This window comes from Neobacillus sp. DHD-1R, from assembly GCF_057747995.1.
The window spans coordinates 993,213-1,019,119 of the sequence record NZ_CM173232.1 but is presented as its reverse complement, the minus strand read 5'-3'; the positions used below and the strand labels follow the sequence as shown (position 1 = coordinate 1,019,119).

Below are 25,907 nucleotides of genomic sequence, written 5' to 3'. Positions count from 1 at the left end.
AATTCATAACTCTTATTTTAGCATTTTTTGAATAAGAACCAAACGGAAGTTATTCAAAAAAAAATAGAAGAATCAAAAAAGTGTACACCATTTCGGATGGTGTACACTTATATCTCACTTTATTGCTTCTCTAGCTGACACCAAAATGTCAGTGCCTACTTATTTTCCGGAGATTTGTTAATGGTTATGGATCCAGTTTTTGTATCAGCATAGATTCTTAGCATTTGATCAGGATGATTAACAGATTGGAAGCGGAGTGATTTTTGAATCATTTCACTCTTTTCCTCCAGCACTTGGATGCCGACAAGATTGACATTAAAACCGCCAAGATTGGTCTTCAGCTCTCCGTTTACCGGCGTTCCTTCCGGGATAAACATATCGATACTGCCCGTGGTCGCTTTGGCCTGAATTAATTCAGAACGGTTTCCGCGCACGTTTAAGCTGATATTTCCGTTAAACGACTGCATTTCAACCTTTTTAAAATCGCCATCAAGTTCGATCGCCCCATTAATCGTCTCTGTTTCCACCTCATCAAACTGACTGCCAGCAACCTTGATTTTCCCGTTGGCCGTTTCTACTTCTGCTTTTTTTCCATGAAGTTGGGTAAGAATGATTTTTCCGTTTGCTGTTTTCACGCGCAGGTCATCGATATTCATTTCTTCGCCTGTAACAGAACCATTAAACATTCTGATGCGAATCCGCTCATATTGTGCTTTTGGCACAAATATGATGGCTTCCACCTTCATCCATTTTTGCTGTGTCGTAAAGCGTAATTTCTGATGCTCCACTGAAAAAATAACATCTCGTAAAAAGTTTTGCCGGGCCTGGTCCTGATTTTCAACACGATACACTTTTGCTTGGCACTCAATCCTGACGTCCGGCTGGTCCCATGCGGCCAGCTTCACGGAACCGTTGGCCACGTCAATATCGATATTTTTCAAATCCACGTCACCATGCTGAAAAATATGCGAAATATCCACGGATTGACCAAAGTTAAAGTCAAAATCAAAGTCTTTAATTTTTTTCAAAGCTGAATCAACAAAGTCAAAAACCTTATCCTTTGTTGATTGGTATTTCGCTTGGAATGGTTCTTCCTTTTTTTCTTCTTCAAATTGAACAGTTGTCGATAGGTCGTTGACGATTTGCTCCTGCTTCTGCTCCATCGTTTGCTGAGCTTTTTCCAGTTCATCAAGCAGCGCCAATGCTTCATCAACCTTTAACTTCCCTTCCTCGACCATTTGTAATATCCGTTTTCTTTCCTCTTTCATAATTTTCCACCTCAGCTATATATTTTTATCACTTAAAGCATATTCTGCTGATAACATCTTTACGACTTTAATAAAGCCCCTGAAAAACAGGTCTCTTCCTTTACTACGAACTAAAGGGTAAAAAGTTTCTGAGAGTTCCAATTTTTGATAAAAAAAAGCTGAAATCCTACAGGCATCCCCTAGTGATTTCAGCTCTTTTCAAAACTCAGGCCTTCACGGCACTTTTGTCTTCGATTTGTTGTTTCATCCGTAAGCGGTCGCGCTCTAAGATGGGCTTTAAGTATTTTCCTGTATAGGACTCAGGAGTCTCTGCCACTTTCTCGGGTGTTCCCGTTGCAACGATCGTTCCGCCCTTGTCGCCACCTTCAGGACCAAGATCAATAAGGTAATCGGCGGCTTTAATCACATCTAGATTGTGTTCAATCACAAGAACCGTATCGCCATTTTCAACGAGGCGCTGCAATACCACCAGCAAGCGAGCGATGTCATCGACATGAAGACCGGTTGTCGGCTCATCTAAAATATAGAACGATTTCCCATTCGAACGGCGGTGGAGCTCGGAAGCAAGCTTAACCCGTTGTGCCTCGCCTCCTGATAGAGTGGTTGCCGGCTGACCAAGCTTGATATAACCTAGGCCGACATCCAAAATCGTCTGCAGCTTCCGGCTGATTTTTGGATGGTTTTCGAAAAATTCAACCGCTTCTTCAATCGTCATATCAAGAATATCCGCAATGCTTTTACCTTTGTATTTCACTTCCAGTGTTTCACGATTATAGCGTTTGCCATGGCATACTTCGCATGGTACATAGACATCTGGCAAAAAGTGCATTTCAATTTTAATGATTCCATCGCCACGGCAGGCTTCACAACGGCCGCCCTTCACATTAAAGCTGAAACGCCCTTTTTTATAACCGCGTACCTTCGCTTCATTGGTCGTTGCAAACAAATCACGGACATCATCAAACACACCTGTGTAGGTGGCAGGATTGGAGCGCGGCGTTCTGCCGATTGGTGATTGGTCAATATCAATCACCTTCTCTAATAAATCGATGCCCTTGATACTCTTATGTTCCCCAGGCTTTGTTTTCGCACGATGAAGCTTTTGCGCCAGAGCTTTATGAAGGATCTCATTAATAAGTGAACTCTTTCCAGATCCCGACACACCCGTAACCGCAATAAACAGGCCAAGTGGAAACTTCACATTCACATTTTTTAAATTATTTTCAGAAGCGCCTTTGATTTCAATAAAACGGCCATCTGGTTTCCGGCGCTCAAGCGGCAGTGGAATAAACTTTTTCCCGGATAAATATTGACCTGTGAGCGAATTCGGATCCGCCATTACCTGTGCAGGTGTTCCGGCTGACACAATTTCTCCGCCATGGGCACCAGCACCAGGGCCGACATCAATCAAATAATCGGCAGCCATCATCGTGTCCTCATCGTGCTCGACAACGATTAGGGTGTTGCCAATATCGCGCATCTCTTTTAATGCACCGATTAAGCGGTCATTATCACGTTGGTGTAATCCAATCGATGGTTCATCCAAAATATATAATACCCCAGTGAGTCGCGAACCAATTTGTGTGGCTAAGCGAATCCTTTGGGCTTCACCGCCTGAAAGGGTTCCAGCAGTTCGACTAAGGGTTAAATAATCTAGTCCAACATTAACTAAGAATCCGAGTCGTTCACTAATTTCTCGGAAAATCAGTTTCGCAATTTGCATTTCTTTTTCCGAAAGGTTTAATCCTGCGAAAAATTGACGGGCCTCTACAATGGAAAGATCGGTCACTTCTGCAATATGGCGGCCATTAATCAGGACAGCTAAGGTCTCTTTTTTCAAACGGTAGCCTTTACAGGTTGGGCATGGCTGCTCTCCCATGTACTTTTGCATTTGTTCACGGATAAAATCAGAGCTTGTCTCTTTATAGCGCCGCTCGACATTCCGCATCACGCCTTCGAACTCAATCTTTCCATCACGGATTTGCCCAAAATCGTTCTCATAACGGAAGTAGATTTTTTCTTTACCTGATCCATAGAGGATTTTTTCCAGCTGATGATCAGGAATATCCTTCACCGGAATATCCATATCAATTCCAAAATGGTCACAAACGGCTTTTAATAGCTGTGGATAATATTGTGAACTGGTAGGTTCCCATGGTGCAATTGCATGCTGCTTCAGCGTCAAATCCTTATTGGGAATGACCAAGTCAAGATCCACTTCAAGTTTAGCGCCAAGCCCGTCGCATTCAGGACAGGCGCCAAATGGACTGTTAAAGGAAAACATCCGTGGTTCGAGTTCGCCAATCGAAAAACCACATATTGGACAAGCGTGGTTTTCACTAAATAATAGCTCTTCCTCGCCAATCACATCCACAATTACTTTTCCTCCACCAAGTTTCAAGGCAGCCTCAAGTGAATCAGCAATTCTGGCCGAAATGCCTTCCTTCACAACTATTCGGTCGATGACCACTTCAATCGAATGTTTTTTATTTTTTTCAAGTTCAATCTCTTCACCAAGGTCTAGCATTTCCCCGTCTACACGAACACGAACATAGCCTTGTTTTTTAATATCCTCGAATACCTTCACATGTGCTCCTTTGCGACCGGATATAACCGGAGCCAAAATTTGCATTTTGGTTCGTTCTGGATATTCGAGAATCCGGTCAACCATTTGTTCGATGGTTTGCGAGGAGATTTCAATATGATGAATTGGACAGGTTGGATGCCCGACTCTTGCATAGAGTAATCGTAAATAATCATAGATTTCTGTTACCGTCCCAACGGTCGAGCGCGGATTCCGGCTTGTCGTTTTTTGATCAATTGATATCGCCGGGGATAATCCTTCAATGGCATCCACATCCGGCTTATCCATCTGTCCAAGAAATTGCCGTGCATAGGCAGATAAGGATTCAACATACCGCCGCTGTCCTTCTGCATAAATCGTATCAAAGGCAAGTGAGGACTTTCCTGAACCAGAAAGTCCTGTTAATACAACGAGCTTATCTCTCGGAATGGTGACATCTATATTTTTCAAATTGTTGGTGCGGGCGCCTTTCACAATCAGTTTTTCCATTGCCATGTAAACGTCATCCTTCCGCTTTCAATTCCAAAATTAAATCACGAAGCTCGGCCGCACGTTCAAAATTAAGCGCCTTTGCTTCGGTCTTCATTTCTTTTTCCATCGTAGCAAGTAATTTCTCTTTTTCCTTCTTCGACATCTTGCCGAACGATGCCGCTGGTTTGTACTCTTCTTGGTCCTCAGCCGCATGGGTAGCACGGATCACGTCGCGGATTTCTTTTTGAATCGTCTGTGGTGTAATTCCATGCTTGCGATTGTATTCTTCCTGAATGATACGACGCCGCTTCGTCTCACTAATCGCCAGCTCCATTGAGTTGGTGATTCTATCCGCATACATAATGACGTGGCCATTAGCATTTCTGGCAGCCCGGCCAATGGTTTGAATTAATGACCGTTCTGAACGGAGGAAGCCCTCTTTATCCGCATCGAGAATGGTGATAAGTGAAACTTCGGGAATATCCAATCCTTCCCGGAGCAGGTTGATCCCAATCAGCACATCATATTTACCAAGACGCAGCTCACGAATAATTTCAATCCGCTCAAGCGTTTTGACCTCTGAATGCAAGTATTGGACTTTTATCCCAATTTCTTTCAAATAATCGGTTAAATCCTCTGACATTTTTTTAGTCAGTGTCGTCACAAGGACACGTTCGTTTTTCTTCACTCGTTCATGGATTTCACCAATGAGGTCATCAATCTGACCTTCAATCGGACGGACCTCAATCGTTGGATCTAAGAGTCCTGTCGGGCGAATGATTTGCTCGATCATTTCTGGTGTATGCTCCAGCTCATATGGCCCAGGTGTTGCCGACACAAAAATAGCATTGTGAACATGCTTGTCAAATTCATCAAAGGTGAGCGGCCGGTTATCCAGTGCAGATGGCAGACGGAAACCGTGATCCACAAGCACTTGTTTACGGGCTTTGTCACCATTAAACATACCCCTAATTTGCGGTAAGGTAACATGGGACTCATCAACAATCAGCAGAAAATCCTCTGGAAAATAATCAAGCAAGGTGTATGGTGTTGAACCGGCTGGTCTCAATGTCAGATGACGGGAGTAGTTTTCAATCCCCGAGCAAAAACCCATTTCCCGCATCATTTCTAAGTCATAGCGGGTACGTTGTTCAATCCGTTGTGCCTCAAGCAATTTATCCTCTGCTCTAAGCTCGGCAAGCCGTTCTTCCAGTTCTTTTTCAATATTTTCAATGGCTAGCAGCAGTTTTTCTTCCCTTGTAACGAAGTGAGAGGCTGGGAAAATCGCAATATGTTCGCGTTCACCCATGATTTCACCTGTGAGGGCGTCAACCTCGCGAATGCGATCAATCTCATCACCGAAAAATTCGACCCGTACGCAATGCTCATCACGTGAAACGGGGAAAATCTCGACAACATCACCGCGGACACGGAACGTCCCACGTTTAAAATCAATGTCGTTTCGTTCATATTGAATGTCGACTAAACGACGCAGCAGCTGATTCCGCTCGATTTCCATACCGGTCCGAAGGGATAGAACCATCTCACGATATTCTTCCGGCGAACCGAGACCATAGATACAGGACACACTGGCGATGATGATGACATCTTTCCGTTCGAATAAGGCAGAGGTCGCCGAGTGGCGCAGTTTATCGATTTCATCGTTGATGCTGGCATCTTTTTCAATAAATGTATCAGTTTGTGGCACGTAGGCTTCAGGCTGGTAGTAATCATAGTAACTGACAAAATACTCAACAGCATTGTTTGGAAAAAATTCCTTGAACTCACTGTAGAGCTGTCCGGCCAGCGTTTTGTTGTGGGCAATCACAAGGGTAGGTTTATTGACCTCTTTAATCACGTTTGATACGGTAAACGTTTTCCCTGTCCCTGTGGCGCCAAGTAGTGTTTGGTGGCGCTTATTTTGTTTGATGCCTTCCACTAATTGACGAATGGCTTCAGGCTGGTCCCCTTGTGGTGAGTACTTTGAAACTAATTCAAATTGGTCTTTCACAATTCAGTTCCTCCCGTGAAATAGCTTGTAACCCTGTTTATTGGCCGGGTAAGTGGATTCCCTAAAAATACATATTAACATTCTACCACATTCCCCCAAAACCAAACCACCAATATGCAAACTAGCGTTCGTTTTTATTGAAAAAGCAGTACCTCTCTGGGAGAATTGAAAATAAAGTTTTTTAATTTGGGATCCTTTTGGGTTTTGTGCCACTTTTTGATGGTTTTGTGCCACTTCGAGGGGGTTTTGTGCGGATTTTAATAGGTTTTGTGCGTATATTAATGGGTTTTGTGCTATTTTCAAGGTGTTTTATACAATTAGACAATTCCTTCCAAAAAATAGGCCCATTTTCGTGAAAGAAATAGAGTTCCAGACCAGAATCTTTATTTTTTTACATTTCCAAATGACAAAAAAAGCCTGCCCTTATGGACAGACTTTCGAATACTAGCTGCTTTTCACGACCCGCGGTTTCATTTTGGACGCTAGCCAGAATCCGGCGGTAAGCGAGAAAGCATCAATTACAATAAGTAAAAATGTGTTGGTATAACCTTTATAGACAGATGCAGCAATGAGTGCAACGGTTAAAACAAGGCCGATGGTTCGATTGTAAGTGACCCGTGCAAAAAGCAAAACTAGTAACCCAGGAAAAACTAATCCCGAAAATATTCTAATCATCTCTAACAAGGGGTTCACCTCATTTATCATTCATTTCTGTTATATTTTAGAAACTTATTAATAAAATTGCAACTAAAATTAACTGGATGGCTTAATTTTTAAAGCAGCTTTTTGCTGAAAAATAAGACTGCCGATAATAAATGCTAGAAAGGACAGGATGATTGGCAGGACAACCGTATGAAGTCCGAAGGCATTCGGATAAAACCGATCAAGAAGAATATATGAACACATTCCTAAAATCATCGACGAAATCGCCCCATACTTATTTCCTTTGCTCCAATACAGTCCTAATATAACCGGCCAAATAAACACTGATTCCAACCCGCCAAACGAGAATAGATTCAACCAAATAATTAAATCAGGCGGGCTTAACGCCAGAATAATGACAATCAATCCAATAATGGCTGTTACGCTAAAACTAACCTTTTTCACATGGTTGTCTTCGGCATTTGGTTTAATATAATTTAAGTAAACATCCTTCACCAATGCTGAGCTTACCAAAATAAGTAGGGCATCTACGGTCGATATAATGGCAGCCATCGGCGCTGCAAGAACGATACCAGCCACATAAGGCGGCAGTACCTTCATTGATAATAATGGCATAACCGTATCACCAATTTTGATTCCGGGAAGAACGGGACGGGCAAACACGCCAATGAGATGCATACCCAGCATGATAAAGCCGACGACGATCGTTCCAATAATAATAGCATTATGCATAGCCTTCGAATTTTTATACGACATGGCCCTTACCGTTATTTGTGGTAAGCCAACCACACCAACCCCTACTAAAATCCAGTACGATGAAACATAGGAAGGGGTTAAGTCACGTTCAGCACCAAACGGACTAATTAAATTAGGATTTTCGGCTGCTAAATCGGAGATAATCTTGGGTATTCCTCCACCTGCTTTGATCGTCGCAATCAAAAGAATCAGCGTCCCCACAAACATAACGACACCCTGGACGGAATCAGTTAATGCGACCGCACGAAAGCCGCCGACAATCACAAAAACAAGGACGGAAAAGGCAAAAATCAATAATGCTGTTGTATACGGCATACCGGTTAGCGATTCAACGAGTCGAGCACCGCCAATCCATTGAGCCGTCATGGATGAAAAAAGAAAGATAATAATACTTGCTGCTGCTAATAATACAACCGTTTTACTCTTATAGCGTTCTTTTAGAAAATCGATTAAGGTAATCGCCTTATACTGACGGGCAACAATCGCAAATTTCTTTCCGAGAACCATCAACGTAAAATAACCGGTCGCAAGCTGGGCCATTGCAAGGAACACCCATCCTAACCCTCTTGTATATGCGACCCCTGGTCCGCCAATGAAACTACTTGCACTGCCATAGGTAGCGACCATCGTCATTGCCAGGATGAACCCGCCCATTTGCCGTTCTCCTAAAAAGTATTCCTCAAGGAATGAACTGGATTTAAGGACAAATTTGTTCGACCAAATGCCAACGGCAAAAATAATCAGTAAGAAAATAATTAATGGTGTAATAACGGCCCAGTTCATTTAACTTCCCCCTCTTCATCTTCAAAGGGTATATCTTTAAAGATAAACTTTACCGTGAAAACCACCAGAATAATCATGACAAGGGATCCAACGATACAGCTGTAAAAGAACCATGCGGGTAAACCAAATACGTATGTATAATTCTCAACTTTATCAGAACCAAGCCCATAGCCGAAGCCATACCATAAAAGAAAATTAATAATGACAAGGATTACACCAATCCAAGCTTCTTTATGGGCGATTTTGAAACGCTTGTCCTGCGAATTTGCTGCTTTTTTCACTATAAACCTCCTAAAACTTGTTATCAGGTAGTTTTCACCAATAGTAAACATTTTACCAAATATAGTTTCATACTTAAACATAAAAAAACCTTACTTCACAATAAGGTTTTGGGAAGACCGCCTTGGTGTCAGGCACCAAAAACTGCCTTACTACATTTTATAAGTTTAAAAGTGTAGTTTGGGTGTCAGGCACCCATTAATGCACCATTTTAATTGCACGTTCCATGTGGACTTGGGCAGCCGTTGGCTTCTTTTTCGACTTGGATGGTGCTGTGTTCGATGTGGAAGTCGTCATGTAGTAACTGCTGTGATTGGAAAAGAATTTCATCATGAATCCCATCATTCGAAATAGTAATATGGCAGCTTAAGACCGGATAGCCGGAGGTAATGGTCCAGATATGCAGGTCATGGACTTCATTCACCAACGGGATTCTCTTTAAAGCCGCTTTCACTTCTTTTACCTCGATCTGTGTTGGAGCACCCTCCATTAAAATGTGAAAAGAATCCTTTGTAATGCGATATCCACTCACAAGGATCAATACCGCCACAATGACACTGGCAATTGGATCGGCAATGCCCCAGCCGAAAAACATAATAAGCAGGGCAGCGATAATTGCTCCGACAGAGCCAAGCATATCGCCTATGACATGTAAAAAGGCACTTCTGACATTCAGATTTTCGTCCTTGTCGCCTTTCATCAAGATCCATGCTGCGATGATATTAACCACTAATCCAATGATGGAAATAAGCAGCATCCCCTTACTTTGAACCTCTGGAGGAGCGAAAAAGCGCTGAAATGCTTCATAAACTATATAAAGAGAAATGACGATCAGTGTTAAACCATTCAGTGCAGCAGCGATGATTTCAAACCGTTTGTAGCCATAGGTGTTTACTTGAGAACCCCGTTTTTCGCCCAGCTTTAATGCGAAAAAGCTTAGTCCCAAGGCGGCTGCATCACTTAACATATGCCCTGCGTCCGACAATAAGGCGAGACTATTGGTTAAGATTCCTCCAATGACTTCTACAACCATAAAAGCAGCAATTAATAAGAATGAACTCAATAATGCATTTTTATTACTTGTATGTGAATGTCCGTGTGAATGCCCGTGATGATGATGTCCCATGTTTATCCCCCCCAAGCGCTCTGTAAAGAGTAGCTTTTTTCTTTATCTAGATTTATTTCTAAAACGATAATATTCCGATTAAGGCTAGTTTTTTCTAATGTTTATTTTTCAATTCATACCATCGACCGAGATAACTCTGAAACTTAGAAAAAGCCTTTTACATGCTAGACTTGCCCTTTTAGTTCAAGTTCTTACTGGTGTGCAAACGCAATCTTAATTAATTGTTTCACATGATTATCGTCAAGGGAATAATAGACCAGCTTCCCCTTCTTGCGGTATTTAGCGAGGCCGAGGCTCTTTAAATGACGGAGATGGTGGGAAGCAGTTGCCGTTGTTGCGCCAACTATATTAGCTACATCACAAACACACAGCTCGTCTTCAAGTGTCAGGGCATAAGCGATTTTCATGCGGGTTTCATCTGACAATGCTTTAAAAAACTTCGTCACGTCCACGATATTTTCTTTGTTCAGTTGCTGCTGCACGCGAGTCGTTTTTTCACTTTCTTCACAAATACTCTCGCAAAGATCCTGTTCCTTCAAATTATTCACCTTCTTCATTCAAATGTTCGTTTGACTTTATGATATTCAAACTACAGTTTGAATGTCAATCATTTTTGTTTTTTTAAAGAAATTTTTTTAAAAATAGAAAATAGTTGCTTTAACTAAATGTAAAAAAGGAAGAACCAAATAGATCCTTCCTTCCATTTCCTTCATATACGATTGTATTTTCCCCTCAGCGTCTATTTAAAACAAGTTCCTCTTGTGAATTCCCGTTAAACTTTGCAGAAAAACGGTCCACTTCAATCGCATATCTTGGACGCCGCTTTACTTCGCGATAAATTTTTCCTATATACTCGCCAATGATTCCAATTCCCATTAGTTGCAGGCCGCCTACAAACCAGATGGAGATGATCAGTGAGGTCCAACCGGATTCAGTATGGCCTAGTGATTCTTGAATTAAGGCGTACCCACCGGCAATGGTACTAATGATAACAGCAAGAAACCCAACCATGGTAACCAATCTGATCGGTGCGATACTGAAGGAAGTAATCCCGTCAAAGGCAAACGCCAGCATTTTCTTCAAAGGATATTTCGATTCTCCCGCCAGTCTTTCTTTCCGATCATAGTAAACCTTTGTGGAGGTAAAACCTACAAGCGGGACAAGGCCCCGCAAAAATAAATTCGTTTCCTTATACTTTAATAATTCATCCAATGCTCGTTTACTCATCAGCCGAAAATCAGCATGATTCGGAACGAGCTTTATGCCAATCCTGTCCATGAATCGGTAGAACCCCAAGGCGGTAGTCCGTTTGAAAAAAGTATCGCTATCACGGCTATCCCTGACACCATACACGATATCTATACCATTCCAATATTCTTCAACAAACGTTCGAATTACGTTTATATCATCCTGTAAATCTGCATCGATTGACACGACACAATCTGATTGTTTATTAGCTGTTTCCAACCCGGCGATGAGAGCATTCTGATGCCCGACATTTCCCGCAAGCTTCAGCCCTGTCACAAGGGGATTTTTTTCGCCCTCTTCCTCAATGAGTTCCCAGGTTCGATCCTTACTCCCATCATCCACAAATAATAGTTTACTATCCTGCGAGATGAGGAATTCCTCCATTAAACCAGTAAGCACGGTAGATAATTGAGTAACCGTGTCATGTAATACTTCTTCTTCATTAAAACAAGGTACCACGATTATTAAAATCGGCTTATTCATTTGGAGTGACCCTCCTTATTTAACTTGGTAAAGGTAAATTTTCCAAGCAGAATCCTTTTGATCAAACGTCTTTTTGAGCTCAAGATCATTTTCTTTTGCATTCATGATCGGCACGGCTGATAATATATATTGTCCGCCCAATTGTTTAAACGCTTTTGTATTTAACTGCAAATGATGAATTTTCACCTTTGAGTCTTTTTTATAATCATATTTTTTTCCTAATTCTGCGACAAAAATATAGCATCTCCCGCCCCAGTGATCGAAGTATTTCTCCAGTTTCGGGCTCTTATCCAATTCTTTTGCAATGATTCTCCTAAACTCATGTTTATAGGTTAATGGATAAAAATTATTGTACGTATCCAAGGTGTAAAAACCATTATACTGAGCAATTGCAGGGTGTATTCCAATACTGGCGACACGATAACTACTCTTAGGTTTTCCAATGTATTGGTCGATTTCTTTAAATTGTGTGACGGCATAAAACTGCTTCACCGATGGCTTTCCCGCCACTCGATAAACAATTTCATCGTTGGCACAAAAGAGGACGAGGAGTTGGCCAATCAGGAAAATTTTTACGAATGTTCGCCACCCCTTGCCTTTTTCCCACAGAATAAACGCGCCAACTGCAAACATTAGGTAGATGACTAACGGCCTTAAGAAATGAAACCGGGCAAAATTAAAGGTATTTAGAAAAGAAATACGGTCTTTAAGCGGCTGCCATCCTTTATTAAACCAAAACGCATACCAGACAGAGAGAAGAAAATTAAAAATAAACAGGTACAAAAATCTTTTTTCAATCGCTCCCCATTTTTTCTTCATCCCTATTAACACAACAACAAGAAAAGACAGCGGCACAATCACCAGAGTATGAAGGGTTAACACATGCGTATGGCCGAGAAAATAGTTTTTAAACACAAGACGAATAGTGCGCCAGAACCCTAAGGTGGAGCTGACGAACTCATTTCTGCTTGTCGGCGCCTCAGGGAAGACTAATGAGAACACAAGGCGATACTCGATTAACAGATAAATGGCCGTCATTAAAAAAATACTGCTAAAGAAAACCCAATTTGGCTTTTTTTTGACGAGAAGATCCCGCAGCCATAACAATCCCATTGCTGCCAAAAAGAAGAAAAATCCCAGAACAAAGCTTGAATAGAATGGCAGCAGAATAAGGGTAAGCCATTCTCTCCATGTATGCTTACCTTCTCTGATATTCATAAAAGCCCACAGGGCAAGCGGCATGCCAAGGGTGCTCAGCATTCCCGAAGGCCAAAACGGAGTCAAGGCAAAAGCAAGGGATACCCAGACGCGGATGTGATAGGTCGTTTCCGTTTTAACAAAATGCTTTTTAATCAATAAATACATGCCGATAAAAGCAACGATTCTTGTTATGGTTTGACTAATTGCATAGGCCAGCATAGTTGGGAAGAGGTTATGCAGCCATTCAATACCGCTAAATTCTGTCCCAAAGGCATTTCGCGGCAGCCCATTGATGACTTGCTGAATAACAGCATCATTCGCGCCAAATAATTGCCCACTATTCTTTAAAACTTTGTACCAAGCTATATTTGAATCAAGATTATCATGAACTCTTATATGTGCGTTTTCTCCTAAGATAAACAGCGGAGAAACATATAAGATTAATAAACAGGAGGCTAGCCATATATGCTTTATTTCTGGACTTAATGATGCCCATCGTTTCATACTTTCACACCACTTTACAACAAAAAATGTTTAACAGATTTCACTTGCTGATTCCGATCATTTTCTAATCAAATGCGTCTTTTTCAACAGATTCGTTTCTATTTTTTCATAAAACTCGATTAACCAATTGAGGACTTTGTTTATTTGTCCGAATCGATGGACTAAGAAATGAATGGCAACTGCCACACTTGCCCCGATGAACATTCCTACTGTTACATCTAAAGGGTAATGTACGCCTGTCCAGACACGGGACAGAGCAATTCCTGCTGCTAACACTAACCACAACCAGCCATCCCGTTTTTTCCAAATCCAAATGGCTGTCGCAATCACAAATGCCGCTGTCGCATGGTCACTTGGAAACGAAGCATTATTCGCATGGGGAATTAACCAGTTAACATGATGGACGACAAAGGGTCTAGCCCGGTAAAAAAAGTGACCAATTTCCACATTAATACTAAGTGCAATACATGCGGCAAGAATCGCCTCAACAACCATTTTTCGATTTCGCGATTTTGGATAAAACCAGTAAAAAAGGATTCCAGCAAAAAATAAATACTCTGCTTTTCCTGCTAAAAATATCATCAACGGGTTCAAAAATCGTTCACTTACTGCTAAGTGATTGATGATTTGAAAGACCCCATAATCTAAATGTGACACATGACTGACCTCCAAAAATAGTTATTTTCCTTTTTATGCTTGCGTCCTATTATTTCGACGGCTTTAATAAATGCATTTCAATGCTTTTTAACAATCTAAAAATCTCAAGAAGAAGGAGATTTAATCCTAGCCATACCCCTCCAAACACATAGCCTGCCGCCACATCACTAGGTATTTCCACTTTAAAATACACACGACTAACAGCGATTAAAGCTAACAGAACCAGAACGGCGATTGGCACCATCGTGTGAATCCATACCCTTTTTGCATGCCGAACAACGATAAATACGATAAAACCATATATAACGATTGTCATCAGCATCTGTTCACTAGGAAACGAATATAACAGTTGATCGATTAGTGATCGATTGTCCGGTGAGAGCCTGTGAAAAACAATTCTCAAGGTTTCCTCATAAAGCTCGCCACCAGCGGCCGCAAGTCCAAGACACAACCATTCAATAAGTCTGTCCCGGCCTCTCCATAATATCCAGAAAACGCCAAAAATGATAAGTACCAAGAGAAACTTTCTAGAACCCATAAAAAAGAAGATATTCATTATTTCTGACCAGTCTTTATTAAACGTTAATGGCACGAGTACATTGACAATTTCATTAAAATCCGAGAACTCTCCACCAAGAAAATCTTGCACCATTCCAATCATCAGGATGATTAGTCCTAACGTAGAAGCAGCCGTCATACCAAGTAAAAGCCCCACCTTTTTACGGGAATGAAATACGTTCAACGTGAGATTTAATAATCTGACCGCTCCACGTTCCATCTCCACTTTGTATTTTTTATAAATATAGAAAGCAATCATCAAGATTGCAGCTATGATCACTCCGATGAGGAGGTATTTTTTAATGGATTGATGAAACTGCTCCCATTGTGGTCCTAAAATCTTGCCGAGTGAAATAAATACTGTTACCCATATAAATGCCCCGCTATAGGCAAACAGGGCATACTTACGAAATGGAATCCGGGTCATTCCTGAGAAATAACCAGTGATATGTCTGACTCCAGGGATAAAATAGGCGAAAATCAGTAACTTATTTCCGTGCCTGCTGAACCATTGTGATGTTTTTTCAATCCTTTCTGGACCTAAATGAAATCGGTGACCATGCTTTTCAAAAAATGGAGGGCCTAATTTATTCCCAATCCAATATGAAATGGTCATTCCCACGCAGGCTCCAATGCCAGCTACTAGAATACTTAACAGCCAATTTAAGTGACCTTGAAAAACTAAAAATCCACTATAGCTCATCAAGACTTCGCCTGGTAATGGGATGGCAATTAATTCGAGCAAAAGGGCAGCAAAAAGGACAATATATCCATAATGATCAATGTAAGCTGTAAGAGTAGTCATGGTTTGTCCTCCTTTCTTTCCTATTATGCCCTGACTCTTTGATAAACTTTAGTTTTCCTCACAAATCCGGCAGGCACACCTTTTGTCTGGTGCTGATTAAGGACTGCCTTAATGGACTTCAGAATATAATTTTTGTTCTCTAATTCGATTCCCTGTTGATAAGAAGCAATCGCCTGCTCCCAACGAGTTATTTTTTTAGCATCGCGCAATATTTCTAGTAACTGTTTTTCCAATGGTTTCGTTGCATCGAGGGCAAAAACCAGCTCTTGTTCCTGTAGATACCCTAAATTAATCTTTTCTTGACCCGGGAGCATGGAGTGGACAAAGATGGGAAGTCTCTTTTGTAAAGCTTCACTTACTGTCACACCACCCGGTTTGGTCATGATGGCATCCACCGCTTCATAGAGCTGATTCATCTCAGACCTTGAAGAAAGGTATGGTAATGGTTTAATATGCTCAAGCTTCCAGGAAAGGATTTCATTATAAAGTTTTCGATTCTTGCCACAAAGCACAAAATATTCTAGTTCAGTGGAGCGTTTTAACTCATCCTTTAGTTTTGCAATTCCGCCTAGGCCACTATTCCCACCGGCAATTAAAATTTTCAGCCGTCCAATGTTGGTTTTAGGAGTAGTAGAATTCCTCGTAATTTCTTCATGAACGGGAATACCGGTTACAATCATTCGATGTTTCGAAATCTGATACTTCGCAAATAACGTTTCTTTCACCTGTTGACTTGGAACAAAATGAACGTCAATTCCTTCTCGTCCCCACACATTATTGACAAAAAAATCAGTATAGACATTAATGATGGGAATGATGCATTTCCCTTTCATCTTTAATCGGCTAAGAAGGTGGGAGGGGAACCCATGGGTACAAACTAGTAAATCGGGTTTTTCTTCAACAAGCAATTGTTCCATCTTTTTTAAAAAGAAATGTTCATACCATTTAAAGGGATGTCCCTTCGCCTCTGGCATGTAAAAAAAGCTTTTGTAAGCAAGATTGTAGGTTTCGGGTGCATAGCGAATCCAGTTAAGATAGCCGTTGGTAACCATTTTTTCTAATGATTTATTTGTATAACTCAGTAAGTCAATTTTCTTAACCATAATATCGTCGGTATGATGTTTTATCAGATCCATTAATGCTTCAGCCACTTGGTGATGTCCTGATTGCATTTGTAAGAGTGGTAAAAACAATATCTTTTTCATTTTATCCATCTCCTGTTTTTATAAAAATCTTCCCTGACAGTGGTCATGCTGTATGTCTCTTTCAATGTACCACTCATTTAATAAAAAACTGGGTTTTTAATGGATTTTTAATCTAGCCTTCAGTGTTTTTTTAGCTTAAAACAAAAACCCGAAAAGGATTTTTCGAGTTTTTGTTTTAGATTGTCTATTTAGTTAATCGTGCTCTTTTAGTTTTACTATATTGAATCAATCCATATATCACAAATAAGAAAAACGATCCGATTCCGACCCATGGAACATAGGCAGGATTAATATGAAGGATCTTTCCCGTATAAAATCCGATCATAATAAACGGGACCGTCCAAAGGAGTGTGCCCAGCAGTGATAATAGAAAGAATTTTCGAAAGGGAATGTTTGTAATGCCCGCAAAGTAGGGGCTGATTTGGCGGAGACCGGGTAAATAAAAGCCAAATACGATGGTTTTATGAACATTTTTCGAATAATACTTCATCACTTTTTCCATACGCTCACTCGTCATTCCGACATACTTGCCGAATTTTTTAATAAATGGGGTGCCTACATACTTTCCACACACATAGGCCGTCAGCATTCCGGCAAACACCCCCATTATGGAGATGATAACCACTAATCCAAAGGAAAGTCTATGCTTTACACTTAGCACTCCAATTAAAAAGAGAAGGGATTCCTCTGGAGCCGGAATACCGACAATTCCAAAAAATAAACTAATAAAGATGACCAAATAACCATACACCTGGATGTAATTTATAATTGTATCTAGATTCATGATGTCCTCTTATAATCTAATTCGTTTAATGTGATAAATTGGGTTCTCTTTGCTACAGATTCCTTCAAATATATCTCCAGGTTCTGCAGCATATAGTGCGGTGACTCTCGATCCGCACCAAGCGTTTCCCCACAGTCATGAAGCAAAAAAATCGCTCCCGGTGCCGTTGCCGACCGCAATTGTTCCAGCAGACCGTTTTTGCCTTTCTCTATCTTCCAATCTCCAAAAATGTGTGACCACATAATCACATTATAGGGCTTACTTAAAAAGAGGCTGAACAGATTAAAATGCCCCCATGGCGGCCGATAAAAGGATACCTTTTCACCAGTACATTCCATGATGGCCTGTTCAGTTAACTGCAGCTGTTTTTTTAATCGCAACGGTGTCAATAGCCAGCTTGAAATATGGTTAAAATGATGAATACCGATCGTATGTCCTTCCTGGCTCATCCGTTTAATGATATCTGGGCAGGCTTTCACTTTACTGCCCACCACAAAAAAGGTTGCCTTTACCTCATATTTTTTCAAGAGATCCAACAGCTGTGGCGTATAAAGGGGATTGGGACCATCATCAAAGGTAATCGCAATGGCATCGGAATGGATTCGTTTGGTGATTCCCCGTCCACTAATCCGGATTAGCAGCGTTGGTAAAATGGCATAGGCAAGAACGATAAGGATGAACAGGGTGATTAGCGCAAGTATTAGTTTCATCGCTCAAAGGTCAATTCCTTTCTCATTTCTCCAATCGGTAATAACAATTCAACCTCTGTTCCTACCCCTTCCGTACTGCTTACTTTAATTTCCCCATGATGCTGCTTGATAATATTTTTAGCGATTGACAGTCCTAGTCCGGTTCCACCTGTTTCTCGGCTTCTAGCCTTGTCCACCCGATAAAAACGCTCAAAGATATTTTCAATTTCACATGCAGGTATGCCTATTCCATAATCTTTCACCTTGATGACTGTGTTTTGCTCCTGCACTTCTAAATAAACATCAATTTTATCTTTACTATATTTAATGGCATTATCAATTAATATAATTATGGCCTGTTTTAGCTTTAATTCATCCGCTGTCACGGTAATCGAGGCATCCTTAAAATGAAGATCAATTTCCCTTTTATAGGCACGTTTTAGCTGCTTGATGATATTCTGACATAAAAGTACCAATTGAAGGGGGGTGGTTTCTAGATGACTTCCTGATTCAGTATCCGCTAAATCAAGAAACCTTTCTGTCATTTTTTGAATACGTGTTGCTTCTGAATGAATCGTCTCTATGGATTCAAGTGCATCCGCCTCATTTCGGATTCCACGTCTTAATAAATGATCTGCATAACTTTTTATCACGGTAAGTGGCGTTTTTAATTCATGGGAAGCATCAGAGATAAATTGCCGTTGTTTGTCAATATTTCCTTCTAATCTGCCGATCATGCGATTAAAAGTTACCGCCATTTTTTGCAGCTCATCCTTTGTATCATGTTGGATCACAATTTTTTTCGGTATCCCGCTTTGTTCAATATCCTCCATTGTGTTAATCATATTGGAAATTGGCCTCATGATGAGATTTGATAACCATCGGCCGCCTAACATAGCTAAAACGGCTCCTAAAATCGTACAAAAGGCAAGAATGGAAAGTAATACATCCTTAGCTAATTCAAGTCCAGATAACTTCTCTCCCATCTCGAGGGTTCCCGTCACCTTTCCGTTGGATTGTATGGGCACCCTGACAATCAGAATTTGCTCTTCTCCATCCTTTTGTCTAATCGTCTTCCGTTCTGCTACTTTCTTGCTTACATACCTTGCTTTGATTTTTGCCGCCATTTTTTTATCATTGGTGACTTGATTTTTAATTTGCAAATCCGGCTGCACCACCCTAATAAATGAATGACTGGTTAAAAAGGGCGCTAATCGATCATTCATATCAGCCGAGGATGCTTCAAGATTGATTTCCTTAATCAAATTATCCGCCCGTTGAAATAAGTCATCGTCCTCCATGTTGATTGTAATTTTCATAAATGAGAAAAAGACAACTGCGTTGACCGCTACTAGTACACAGAGAATCCAAGCAGTCGTCATCAGATTAATCTTTGTCGTTATCTTCATAGCTTAATTCTCCCTTACAGTGTAGCCAATTCCTCTTACCGTTTGAATAATAACCGGATCAGCGAAGCCTTCTTCGACTTTCTTTCTTAAATGTCGAATAAAAACATCGATGACATTTGTTTCTCCTTCGTATTCATATCCCCAAACATGAAAAAGGATATTGTCTCTTGTGACAATGCGATTTTTATTTTCTATTAAATAAACGAGCAAATCAAACTCTTTGGGGGTTAACGAAATGGATTCTTCCCCCCTCGTAACCTCTCTTGTGTCAAGATTTACAGATAAATCTCTTATCGATAAAATGGAGTCCTCCGATTGGGCTGCGTTGGCCGCAATGGCATTTTGCCGCAGGCACGAACGGACTCTCGCCAATAATTCCTCCATCTCAAACGGCTTTGTTATATAATCATTAGCCCCTTGATCAAGGCCTGTTACCTTGTCCATGGTCATGTTTCGGGCCGTTAATAAAATGACTGGCAGTAGAGTATTTTCTTTTCGAATTCTTCTTAAAACCTCAATGCCATTCATTTCAGGTAACATCACATCCAACAAGATTAAGTCCAGTTTTTCGTTCAAAGCTGTCTGCAGGCCTGACTTTCCATCATAGGCGACGACTACTTCATAGCCTTCATATTCGAGTTCGATTTTTAAAATCTTCGCGATTTGCTTTTCATCTTCAACTACCAAAATACGGTGATTCATTGTAACCCCTCCTTTTTCCTGCTTATCACAGGGTGGAGCATCTCCATTCTAGAAACAAAGTTTATAAGTCTTCCTCTTCAATTTAGCACTATTCCTTGTTATTTTTCTTATTTTAATTGAATTTTAATCTTAAAAATAAAAGCGGAAGCGCCCTGGTCAGCGGCGTATGGCCTGGAGCGCTCTAACTGAGATAAAGGAAACACGAAGAGCCGGAGGCGATTCGATGTTGACCTATCGTAGGGCGGAGAGCGAAGGACACTAGCCGCTAGGGTGCTGGAGCTGGACAATTCTCGAAGCCAAAACTTATAAATTCTTATGCAATGAAAAAAGGGAAATAGCACATCAACTATTCCCCTTCCATTCTTGCTCTGGAGCTTTATTTCCTAAACGAACTGTCAAGGTTAAGCCAAATTTGTGCATTCCCAACATAAGGAATCCGGCCATGATTTGGTCATTTTTCGTATTGAAGGAATCAGGAAGTAGATGGAGAGAATTCAATTGCGAAGGTGCTATACAAAGAGTGGCAGTCATTTGTGTTAGAAGCGGATTCGTCACTTCACCTATAAGAGCTGTTATGATAAGGAAACTGCATGCAGGCAGTAATAACAGACCACTCAAAAAAACATACCGTTTATTCGACTCCTTTACAATCGGCCTCCACATCCTGAGTGACAAGATGAATAGCAGTAATAAATAGCCATTGTGAGCAAATGAATGCAGGGAAAGGAAGGTTAACACGATCGGCAGATGGTACAGTAAGAACAAAACTGCAAATGTATACAGAGCAACTTTGGCAGGTAAGAAGAATTTGCTTATTCCTTTTATTATGGAAGGAAATGAATCCGGAATTCCTAATAGGAGAAGAGGTGGAATAATAAAATAGACAATACTCATATGAATCATATGGAAACTAAAGGATAAATGACTTAATACGGATAAAGGACTGCCCATAGTTACGTAGGTTATCGCCAAAGAGAGAAAAAAAAGGAGGGGCTGCTTGTGAAAAATTTTTATGGTTGTAAAGGATCGTAAGAGGGTGACATAGATCAGGGCTATACAGAGAAGTCCTACTAATAAAGGTGAATTCCACAACAGTTGACCTTGCAGCCAAATACCATCGAACATAAAAGAATCCTCCTCCTTCAGGTTTGGATTGACCTAATGATCGACACTGACACATTGAGAAAGCAGGTAAACAATAGAAATGTTTGGACTCGATTCTATTTTCCTAACCTTAAATTATATGTTGGATTTTGCTAGTTAGTACGTGAACCATGCCACTAATAAACACAAATCAACTAAACCTAACGGTCAAGCACTAAGATAATCTCTTTGATAATGAGGTTTAACAATTTTGAGGGGAAATAAACCTCCTTCTTTTTACTAAATAACGTGGTCACTTAAGAGGTGCACAAACAAACCAAGGTTCTAAACGACCGATCCCCCTTTTGAATCATCGAAACGGTCGATTATCAACGTTCTAAACGACCGAACTCCTTTTGAAATCATCGTTACGGTCGCTTATCATGGTTCTAAACGACCGATCTTCTTTTGAAACCATCGATACGGTCGTTTAACAATCCAATTTCAGATTATCAACGAAATGTGATTGCTCATGAGAATTGAATAGGGGAATAACGGAGAAATCCCCTTTGATTTAACTTAAGTTTTACTATTATGCACCCCAAAAGTAAACCCGTTATTTCACTATAGAAAGAGTGGATTTATTAGAAATGGTGTTAGGCACCCTTACTGAATAGGATTGGTTGGTTCCTCGGTAACGAGGTCTTGCAATGAGTGTTTACGGATTGCTAGGACGAGGTCGGCGAGAAAGTATAGTCCAACGACTGACCAGATCCATGCCCAAAATGGTTCAATGGCTTCATACATTGAAGCAATGGATGGATGAACCCATTGTAAGCAGATGAACGATAAAAATCCCCAACAGATGGAGAAGGGCAAACAAATATGACCATGGAGCTGCAATGGAGTATTTGAATAATCCCACCATTGCTTTTGGAAACATATTTGCAGCATTGCCCCGCTTACATACTCAACAATTGTAGGAATGAAAAAACACAACAGTACCGCAGTTCCCCAATTTGTTTTTGGTGAAATCAAGTACACCAAGAGCAACGGTGCAAAGCCATACATCGGTTTAAAGGGGCCGAATAAAAAATTCTCCTTAAAAAATTTCCTTTTCGTGAAAAAGTTATAGCTATTTTCCAGCAGCCAGCCAGCGAATGAATACATCGTGAAATAAAAAACGATGGCCGCAGCTCCTTCAATTGTAAGTATGTCGTGAGGTTGAAACTCAATGCCTTTCATCAAGCCGAGAATCATGGCTAAACCACCTTTCATGGATATAATTTTTCCCACTTTAGGGTTAGCCTTCAATGTGCAAAATATACCAAAACCTTCCTCTAAATTGTCGAAAAAAAGAGGAGGAAATGAATGATCATTTCCTCCTCTTTTTAATTCTCTTTAATTTCTTAAAGTTTTTAATGCGCCGCTCCAAGCGTTAACTTCGTCAAGCATTGCATTTACATTTGTAAGGTGCAATTCAGCTGGTTTGAAATCAGCTCCGTTTTCAAAGTCTGTGAATAATGACAATGTTGGATGTGTGCGTACGTCAGCGATTTTTAATTCACCCATAATTCCACGTAAATGTTCAGCTGCACGAGCACCGCCTGTTGAACCATAGCTTACGATACCTGCTGCTTTGTCGTTCCATGCTTCACGAGCAAAATCAAGAGCATTTTTTAATGCGCCAGTGATGCTGTGGTTGTATTCTTGAACAACGAATACGAAACCATCTAAGCTAGCAAGTTTTTGATTCCATGCTGCGATACCAGGTTCTGTACCATCAGTTGTACCTAAGAATGGTAGGTTGAAGTCTGCGATATCAACGATTTCATAATTTGCATCGCCGCGTTGGTCAGCAATACCTTTTACCCATTCTCCTACTTGTGGACTAACGCGTCCTTGACGTGTGCTTCCTAAAATAATACCAATGTTTAATTTTGTCATTGTTTTTTCCTCCTCTTGTTTTTTACCAAATAATCTATCTAAAAAACTCATTACCACACCACCTTAACTTAAAGATTCTCCTAATTGAGTATTTCAAATTAATTTATTTTTAATTCGAGATAATAATATAATATATTTTTCACTATGTCAACCATATTTGCTTAAACTTTACCAATAAAAAATAAAAACCACCTAGCTTCTCGAATATAAATAATGCTCGGATCATAAAAGCTCCGAGCATTACCATTCCATCACTTTTTTATTTTTATTTTCTCGGGTAAGGTCGTCCAGTACATGGGGTCTTCTAACCCGAGCCGCCAAATCCCGATTCCCCGTAAGTTATATTTTTCTACCAAGTCTAGCTTAAACCGCAGACTATGACTATTCTCAAACCAGGCCTGATGGTTATGATGTTCTTCATCTATGTAACTGAAATGAGGTGTTTGTGAACGGGAGTCCCATGTAATTTTTGCTTTATATTTTGCTTTCTGATCCATTAACTGTGCATAGGAGCTATAAACGGCTTTGTCTGCTGTTGTATCCCAGTCCCATCCATAACCAGCGATACCGAGTAAAATTTTGGATGGTGGTACTCCATGTTTCAAAGTATAACGAATCGTTGCTTCTGTCCAATTGACTGATGCTGTTGACCCGGGTGTTGTTCTTGGGCTGTGCTCATCGTATGTCATAATCATTAACCCATCTGAATATTGACCAAGCTTTTCGTAATCAAACCACGGTGACCAGGGATTAGCACGGGAATCACCTGTGTTTGCAGGGACCGAAACCGTAACCACTTTTCCATCTCTATGCAGAGCATCAGACAATCTTTTTATCAGCAGACTAAAGGAATCCCGGTCAGTCAAATACAAATTTTCCATGTCAATATTAATACCGTCATATTTAAACTGATTCATTTCATTGCGTAAGTTCTGAATGAAAACATTACGGTTTTTATCGTTATCGAGTATATTACTCGCTACCTGCTTTCCCTTCTCCTCGGTTTCATAAAAGAGATTATGTACAACCATATATACCTTTAGGTGTTTTTCATGAGCACTCTGAATAACCATTCTTTTATGATCTACTGTAACCGAATCGATAAGATTGCCTGGTCGCTTATCATCAAGCTTATACCAAAAGGGTGCAATGCTACTTAAATTAGTGAATTGTGAGTTAACTGTAGGTTGAGAACCTGGTAACGCTCCTTCCTGTTCTGTATAGAAACCTAAAACCTCGCGAGGAGTTTTATTCGTACTGTATTCTTCCTCTTTTCTTTGTGACTGGCTGCATGAAGACATTAGTAAAAAGACCGTGCTTAAAGAAATGATGGTGAATGACCGATAACGTTTTTTTGCCATAATACACCTTCTTCTAATTTGTATATTTGTTAAGTTGATTAGAAAAGGTGCAACTTATTCACGAATTGACTTTCTTTAAGTACTGTATGTATATCACAATCTTACTTTGTTTGAGTAAGAGCTAATATTAAGTGTTTTTTTGATTGAAATAAAAAAAGGGACTCTTACTGTATACTTCAACACCAATACCATAAAATAATCTCAGAATACCAAATGAAAAAAATGGAGGTATTCCCTATGGGAATATTCAGAAAAACAAAGAACAACACTTTAACCGCTGCTGAAGTATCCGCCCTTTGGCTTCAGTATATGGGTGATAGTATGGCGATATGTGTTTACAAATATTTTCTTAACATTGTTGAAAACGAAGAGATAAAACCCATTTTAGAATTTTCATTACAGTTAGCTGAGAGCCATGTTACGAAAATCACCGAATTCTTAAAAAGTGCTAATTTCCAAATTCCAAAAGGATTTACAGAGAATGATGTAAATGTTAATGCCCCTCGTCTGTTTTCTGACCAATTTCTACTTTTTTACTCCTATATTATGACAATACATGGGTTAACCGCTTATAGCTTGGCTATTACCAATATGGAGCGACAAGACCTTCAAAATTATTTTTTTGAATGTATATCATCATCTAAGGAATTGTTCCAAAAAATAGTGGTATTGGCTGAAAATCAGCCAAAATTTACAAGTGTCCCCTCTATTCCTTCACCTCATGGGGTGAAGTTTATGAAATCACCAGGATTCATTTCTAATTTAATTGGAGACAAGAGACCACTAAATAGTTCAGAAATAAGCACCCTTTTCTTTAATTCAACGAAAACTGGATTTGTCGGTTCGTTAAGTTTGGCTTTTAGTCAGGTGGCGGTGCGGGAAGATGTTCGTAATTTTATGTTAAAAAATGTTAAATTAGCAGGGAAAGATGCTGAAAGTTTTGACTCTATCTTACAACAGGATCATTTACCAATACCTGAGAAATGGGATACTGAGATAACTGACTCTACTGTAAGTCCATTTTCTGATAAATTGATTATGTTTCACGCGGGGTTTTTAGTAAATGCGGCTCTTACCTATTATGGTGCATCATTAGGTTCCAGCTTCCGTTCAGATTTAATCGTACACTATTCTAAAGTATTTACTCATGCTATGGAGGCAGGTGCATTATCTTACAATATAATGGTTAAACATGGATGGTTAGAAAAACAACCTGAAGCCGATTGAATAATAATCAAGTAAATATATCGATATGATCCTACCCAGACAGAAGCTATCTTTATAAAAAGATAGCTTTTTTAATGTCATCTGAGTTCTCCTCCTCAAATCTC

22 protein-coding genes are annotated in these 25,907 nt (G+C 40.2%); 1 reads left to right on the top strand and 21 read right to left on the bottom strand.

From position 1 onward, the window contains the following. Nucleotides 1-155: 155 nt before the first annotated feature. The 21 genes from AC3ANL_RS04690 to AC3ANL_RS04590 all read right to left on the bottom strand — a co-directional run bounded on the left by AC3ANL_RS04690 (nucleotide 156) and on the right by AC3ANL_RS04590 (nucleotide 24,576). Complete coding sequence (locus AC3ANL_RS04690) at nucleotides 156-1,268, bottom strand: DUF4097 family beta strand repeat-containing protein (RefSeq protein WP_488328105.1); 1,113 nt, start codon at nucleotides 1,266-1,268, stop codon at nucleotides 156-158. Between the two features lie 205 nt (nucleotides 1,269-1,473). Beyond that, on the bottom strand, nucleotides 1,474-4,347 hold the full coding sequence (uvrA, locus tag AC3ANL_RS04685; protein WP_488328104.1) for an excinuclease ABC subunit UvrA: 2,874 nt from the start codon (nucleotides 4,345-4,347) through the stop codon (nucleotides 1,474-1,476). A gap of 7 nt (nucleotides 4,348-4,354) precedes the next feature. Next, complete coding sequence (gene uvrB / locus AC3ANL_RS04680) at nucleotides 4,355-6,334, bottom strand: excinuclease ABC subunit UvrB (protein ID WP_488328103.1); 1,980 nt, start codon at nucleotides 6,332-6,334, stop codon at nucleotides 4,355-4,357. Between the two features lie 444 nt (nucleotides 6,335-6,778). Next, nucleotides 6,779-7,009, bottom strand: coding sequence for a CsbA family protein (locus AC3ANL_RS04675; RefSeq protein WP_488329653.1), 231 nt, complete (start codon nucleotides 7,007-7,009; stop codon nucleotides 6,779-6,781). A gap of 78 nt (nucleotides 7,010-7,087) precedes the next feature. After that, nucleotides 7,088-8,536, bottom strand: a complete 1,449-nt coding sequence (gene panF, locus AC3ANL_RS04670; RefSeq protein ID WP_488328102.1) for a sodium/pantothenate symporter — start codon at nucleotides 8,534-8,536, stop codon at nucleotides 7,088-7,090. Further along, nucleotides 8,533-8,817, bottom strand: a complete 285-nt coding sequence (locus AC3ANL_RS04665; RefSeq protein WP_488328101.1) for a YhdT family protein — start codon at nucleotides 8,815-8,817, stop codon at nucleotides 8,533-8,535. The genes panF and AC3ANL_RS04665 overlap by 4 nt, the downstream gene beginning before the upstream one ends. Before the next feature lie 209 nt (nucleotides 8,818-9,026). Then, nucleotides 9,027-9,941, bottom strand: a complete 915-nt coding sequence (locus AC3ANL_RS04660; protein WP_488328100.1) for a cation diffusion facilitator family transporter — start codon at nucleotides 9,939-9,941, stop codon at nucleotides 9,027-9,029. A gap of 191 nt (nucleotides 9,942-10,132) precedes the next feature. Further along, nucleotides 10,133-10,480, bottom strand: a complete 348-nt coding sequence (locus tag AC3ANL_RS04655) for an ArsR/SmtB family transcription factor (RefSeq protein WP_488328099.1) — start codon at nucleotides 10,478-10,480, stop codon at nucleotides 10,133-10,135. A 193-nt stretch (nucleotides 10,481-10,673) separates the two neighbouring features. After that, complete coding sequence (locus tag AC3ANL_RS04650; protein WP_488328098.1) at nucleotides 10,674-11,672, bottom strand: glycosyltransferase family 2 protein; 999 nt, start codon at nucleotides 11,670-11,672, stop codon at nucleotides 10,674-10,676. A 15-nt stretch (nucleotides 11,673-11,687) separates the two neighbouring features. Then, entirely contained in the window at nucleotides 11,688-13,376 is a 1,689-nt protein-coding gene (locus AC3ANL_RS04645; RefSeq protein WP_488328097.1) for a DUF6044 family protein, read from the bottom strand. 57 nt (nucleotides 13,377-13,433) lie between these two features. Continuing rightward, complete coding sequence (locus AC3ANL_RS04640) at nucleotides 13,434-14,033, bottom strand: undecaprenyl-diphosphatase (protein ID WP_488328096.1); 600 nt, start codon at nucleotides 14,031-14,033, stop codon at nucleotides 13,434-13,436. 49 nt (nucleotides 14,034-14,082) lie between these two features. After that, entirely contained in the window at nucleotides 14,083-15,396 is a 1,314-nt protein-coding gene (locus AC3ANL_RS04635) for a VTT domain-containing protein (protein ID WP_488328095.1), read from the bottom strand. Between the two features lie 23 nt (nucleotides 15,397-15,419). Further along, nucleotides 15,420-16,601: an MGDG synthase family glycosyltransferase gene (locus tag AC3ANL_RS04630; RefSeq protein WP_488328094.1), complete on the bottom strand. Its 1,182-nt coding sequence runs from the start codon at nucleotides 16,599-16,601 to the stop codon at nucleotides 15,420-15,422. A gap of 184 nt (nucleotides 16,602-16,785) precedes the next feature. Beyond that, nucleotides 16,786-17,385 (bottom strand): DedA family protein, encoded by a 600-nt coding sequence (locus AC3ANL_RS04625; protein WP_488328093.1) that lies wholly within the window; start codon nucleotides 17,383-17,385, stop codon nucleotides 16,786-16,788. Further along, nucleotides 17,382-18,095, bottom strand: a complete 714-nt coding sequence (locus tag AC3ANL_RS04620; RefSeq protein WP_488328092.1) for a polysaccharide deacetylase family protein — start codon at nucleotides 18,093-18,095, stop codon at nucleotides 17,382-17,384. The genes AC3ANL_RS04625 and AC3ANL_RS04620 overlap by 4 nt, the downstream gene beginning before the upstream one ends. Beyond that, nucleotides 18,092-19,483, bottom strand: coding sequence for a sensor histidine kinase (locus tag AC3ANL_RS04615; RefSeq protein WP_488328091.1), 1,392 nt, complete (start codon nucleotides 19,481-19,483; stop codon nucleotides 18,092-18,094). The genes AC3ANL_RS04620 and AC3ANL_RS04615 overlap by 4 nt, the downstream gene beginning before the upstream one ends. A 3-nt stretch (nucleotides 19,484-19,486) precedes the next feature. Then, nucleotides 19,487-20,185 carry a response regulator transcription factor gene (locus tag AC3ANL_RS04610; RefSeq protein WP_488328090.1) on the bottom strand — a complete coding sequence of 233 codons (699 nt, stop codon included), beginning with the start codon at nucleotides 20,183-20,185 and terminating at the stop codon, nucleotides 19,487-19,489. A 342-nt stretch (nucleotides 20,186-20,527) separates the two neighbouring features. Next, entirely contained in the window at nucleotides 20,528-21,310 is a 783-nt protein-coding gene (locus AC3ANL_RS04605; RefSeq protein ID WP_488328089.1) for a cytochrome c oxidase assembly protein, read from the bottom strand. A 624-nt stretch (nucleotides 21,311-21,934) separates the two neighbouring features. Continuing rightward, nucleotides 21,935-22,528, bottom strand: a complete 594-nt coding sequence (locus AC3ANL_RS04600; RefSeq protein ID WP_488328088.1) for a putative ABC transporter permease — start codon at nucleotides 22,526-22,528, stop codon at nucleotides 21,935-21,937. A gap of 141 nt (nucleotides 22,529-22,669) precedes the next feature. Beyond that, nucleotides 22,670-23,266, bottom strand: a complete 597-nt coding sequence (locus AC3ANL_RS04595) for an NADPH-dependent FMN reductase (RefSeq protein ID WP_488328087.1) — start codon at nucleotides 23,264-23,266, stop codon at nucleotides 22,670-22,672. Between the two features lie 200 nt (nucleotides 23,267-23,466). Next, complete coding sequence (locus AC3ANL_RS04590) at nucleotides 23,467-24,576, bottom strand: glycosyl hydrolase family 18 protein (protein WP_488328086.1); 1,110 nt, start codon at nucleotides 24,574-24,576, stop codon at nucleotides 23,467-23,469. A 237-nt stretch (nucleotides 24,577-24,813) separates the two neighbouring features. On the opposite strand from AC3ANL_RS04590, the gene AC3ANL_RS04585 reads away from it, so the two are divergent. Next, nucleotides 24,814-25,803 (top strand): DUF3231 family protein, encoded by a 990-nt coding sequence (locus AC3ANL_RS04585; RefSeq protein ID WP_488328085.1) that lies wholly within the window; start codon nucleotides 24,814-24,816, stop codon nucleotides 25,801-25,803. Nucleotides 25,804-25,907 lie beyond the last annotated feature (104 nt).

Bases quoted from the DNA above. Each gene is read 5' to 3' on its own strand.
- AC3ANL_RS04660 (WP_488328100.1), bottom strand. From the start codon at position 9,941: ATGGGACATCATCATCACGGGCATTCACACGGACATTCACATACAAGT.
- panF (WP_488328102.1), bottom strand. From the start codon at position 8,536: ATGAACTGGGCCGTTATTACACCATTAATTATTTTCTTACTGATTATT.
- AC3ANL_RS04675 (WP_488329653.1), bottom strand. From the start codon at position 7,009: ATGATTAGAATATTTTCGGGATTAGTTTTTCCTGGGTTACTAGTTTTG.
- AC3ANL_RS04625 (WP_488328093.1), bottom strand. From the start codon at position 17,385: ATGAATCTAGATACAATTATAAATTACATCCAGGTGTATGGTTATTTG.
- AC3ANL_RS04650 (WP_488328098.1), bottom strand. From the start codon at position 11,672: ATGAATAAGCCGATTTTAATAATCGTGGTACCTTGTTTTAATGAAGAA.
- AC3ANL_RS04630 (WP_488328094.1), bottom strand. From the start codon at position 16,601: ATGAAAAAGATATTGTTTTTACCACTCTTACAAATGCAATCAGGACAT.
- AC3ANL_RS04585 (WP_488328085.1), top strand. From the start codon at position 24,814: ATGGGAATATTCAGAAAAACAAAGAACAACACTTTAACCGCTGCTGAA.
- AC3ANL_RS04645 (WP_488328097.1), bottom strand. From the start codon at position 13,376: ATGAAACGATGGGCATCATTAAGTCCAGAAATAAAGCATATATGGCTA.
- AC3ANL_RS04690 (WP_488328105.1), bottom strand. From the start codon at position 1,268: ATGAAAGAGGAAAGAAAACGGATATTACAAATGGTCGAGGAAGGGAAG.
- AC3ANL_RS04590 (WP_488328086.1), bottom strand. From the start codon at position 24,576: ATGGCAAAAAAACGTTATCGGTCATTCACCATCATTTCTTTAAGCACG.
- AC3ANL_RS04605 (WP_488328089.1), bottom strand. From the start codon at position 21,310: ATGTTCGATGGTATTTGGCTGCAAGGTCAACTGTTGTGGAATTCACCT.
- AC3ANL_RS04610 (WP_488328090.1), bottom strand. From the start codon at position 20,185: ATGAATCACCGTATTTTGGTAGTTGAAGATGAAAAGCAAATCGCGAAG.
- AC3ANL_RS04615 (WP_488328091.1), bottom strand. From the start codon at position 19,483: ATGAAGATAACGACAAAGATTAATCTGATGACGACTGCTTGGATTCTC.
- uvrA (WP_488328104.1), bottom strand. From the start codon at position 4,347: ATGGCAATGGAAAAACTGATTGTGAAAGGCGCCCGCACCAACAATTTG.
- AC3ANL_RS04600 (WP_488328088.1), bottom strand. From the start codon at position 22,528: ATGATTCTCGGCTTGATGAAAGGCATTGAGTTTCAACCTCACGACATA.
- AC3ANL_RS04595 (WP_488328087.1), bottom strand. From the start codon at position 23,266: ATGAGTTTTTTAGATAGATTATTTGGTAAAAAACAAGAGGAGGAAAAA.
- AC3ANL_RS04635 (WP_488328095.1), bottom strand. From the start codon at position 15,396: ATGACTACTCTTACAGCTTACATTGATCATTATGGATATATTGTCCTT.
- AC3ANL_RS04620 (WP_488328092.1), bottom strand. From the start codon at position 18,095: ATGAAACTAATACTTGCGCTAATCACCCTGTTCATCCTTATCGTTCTT.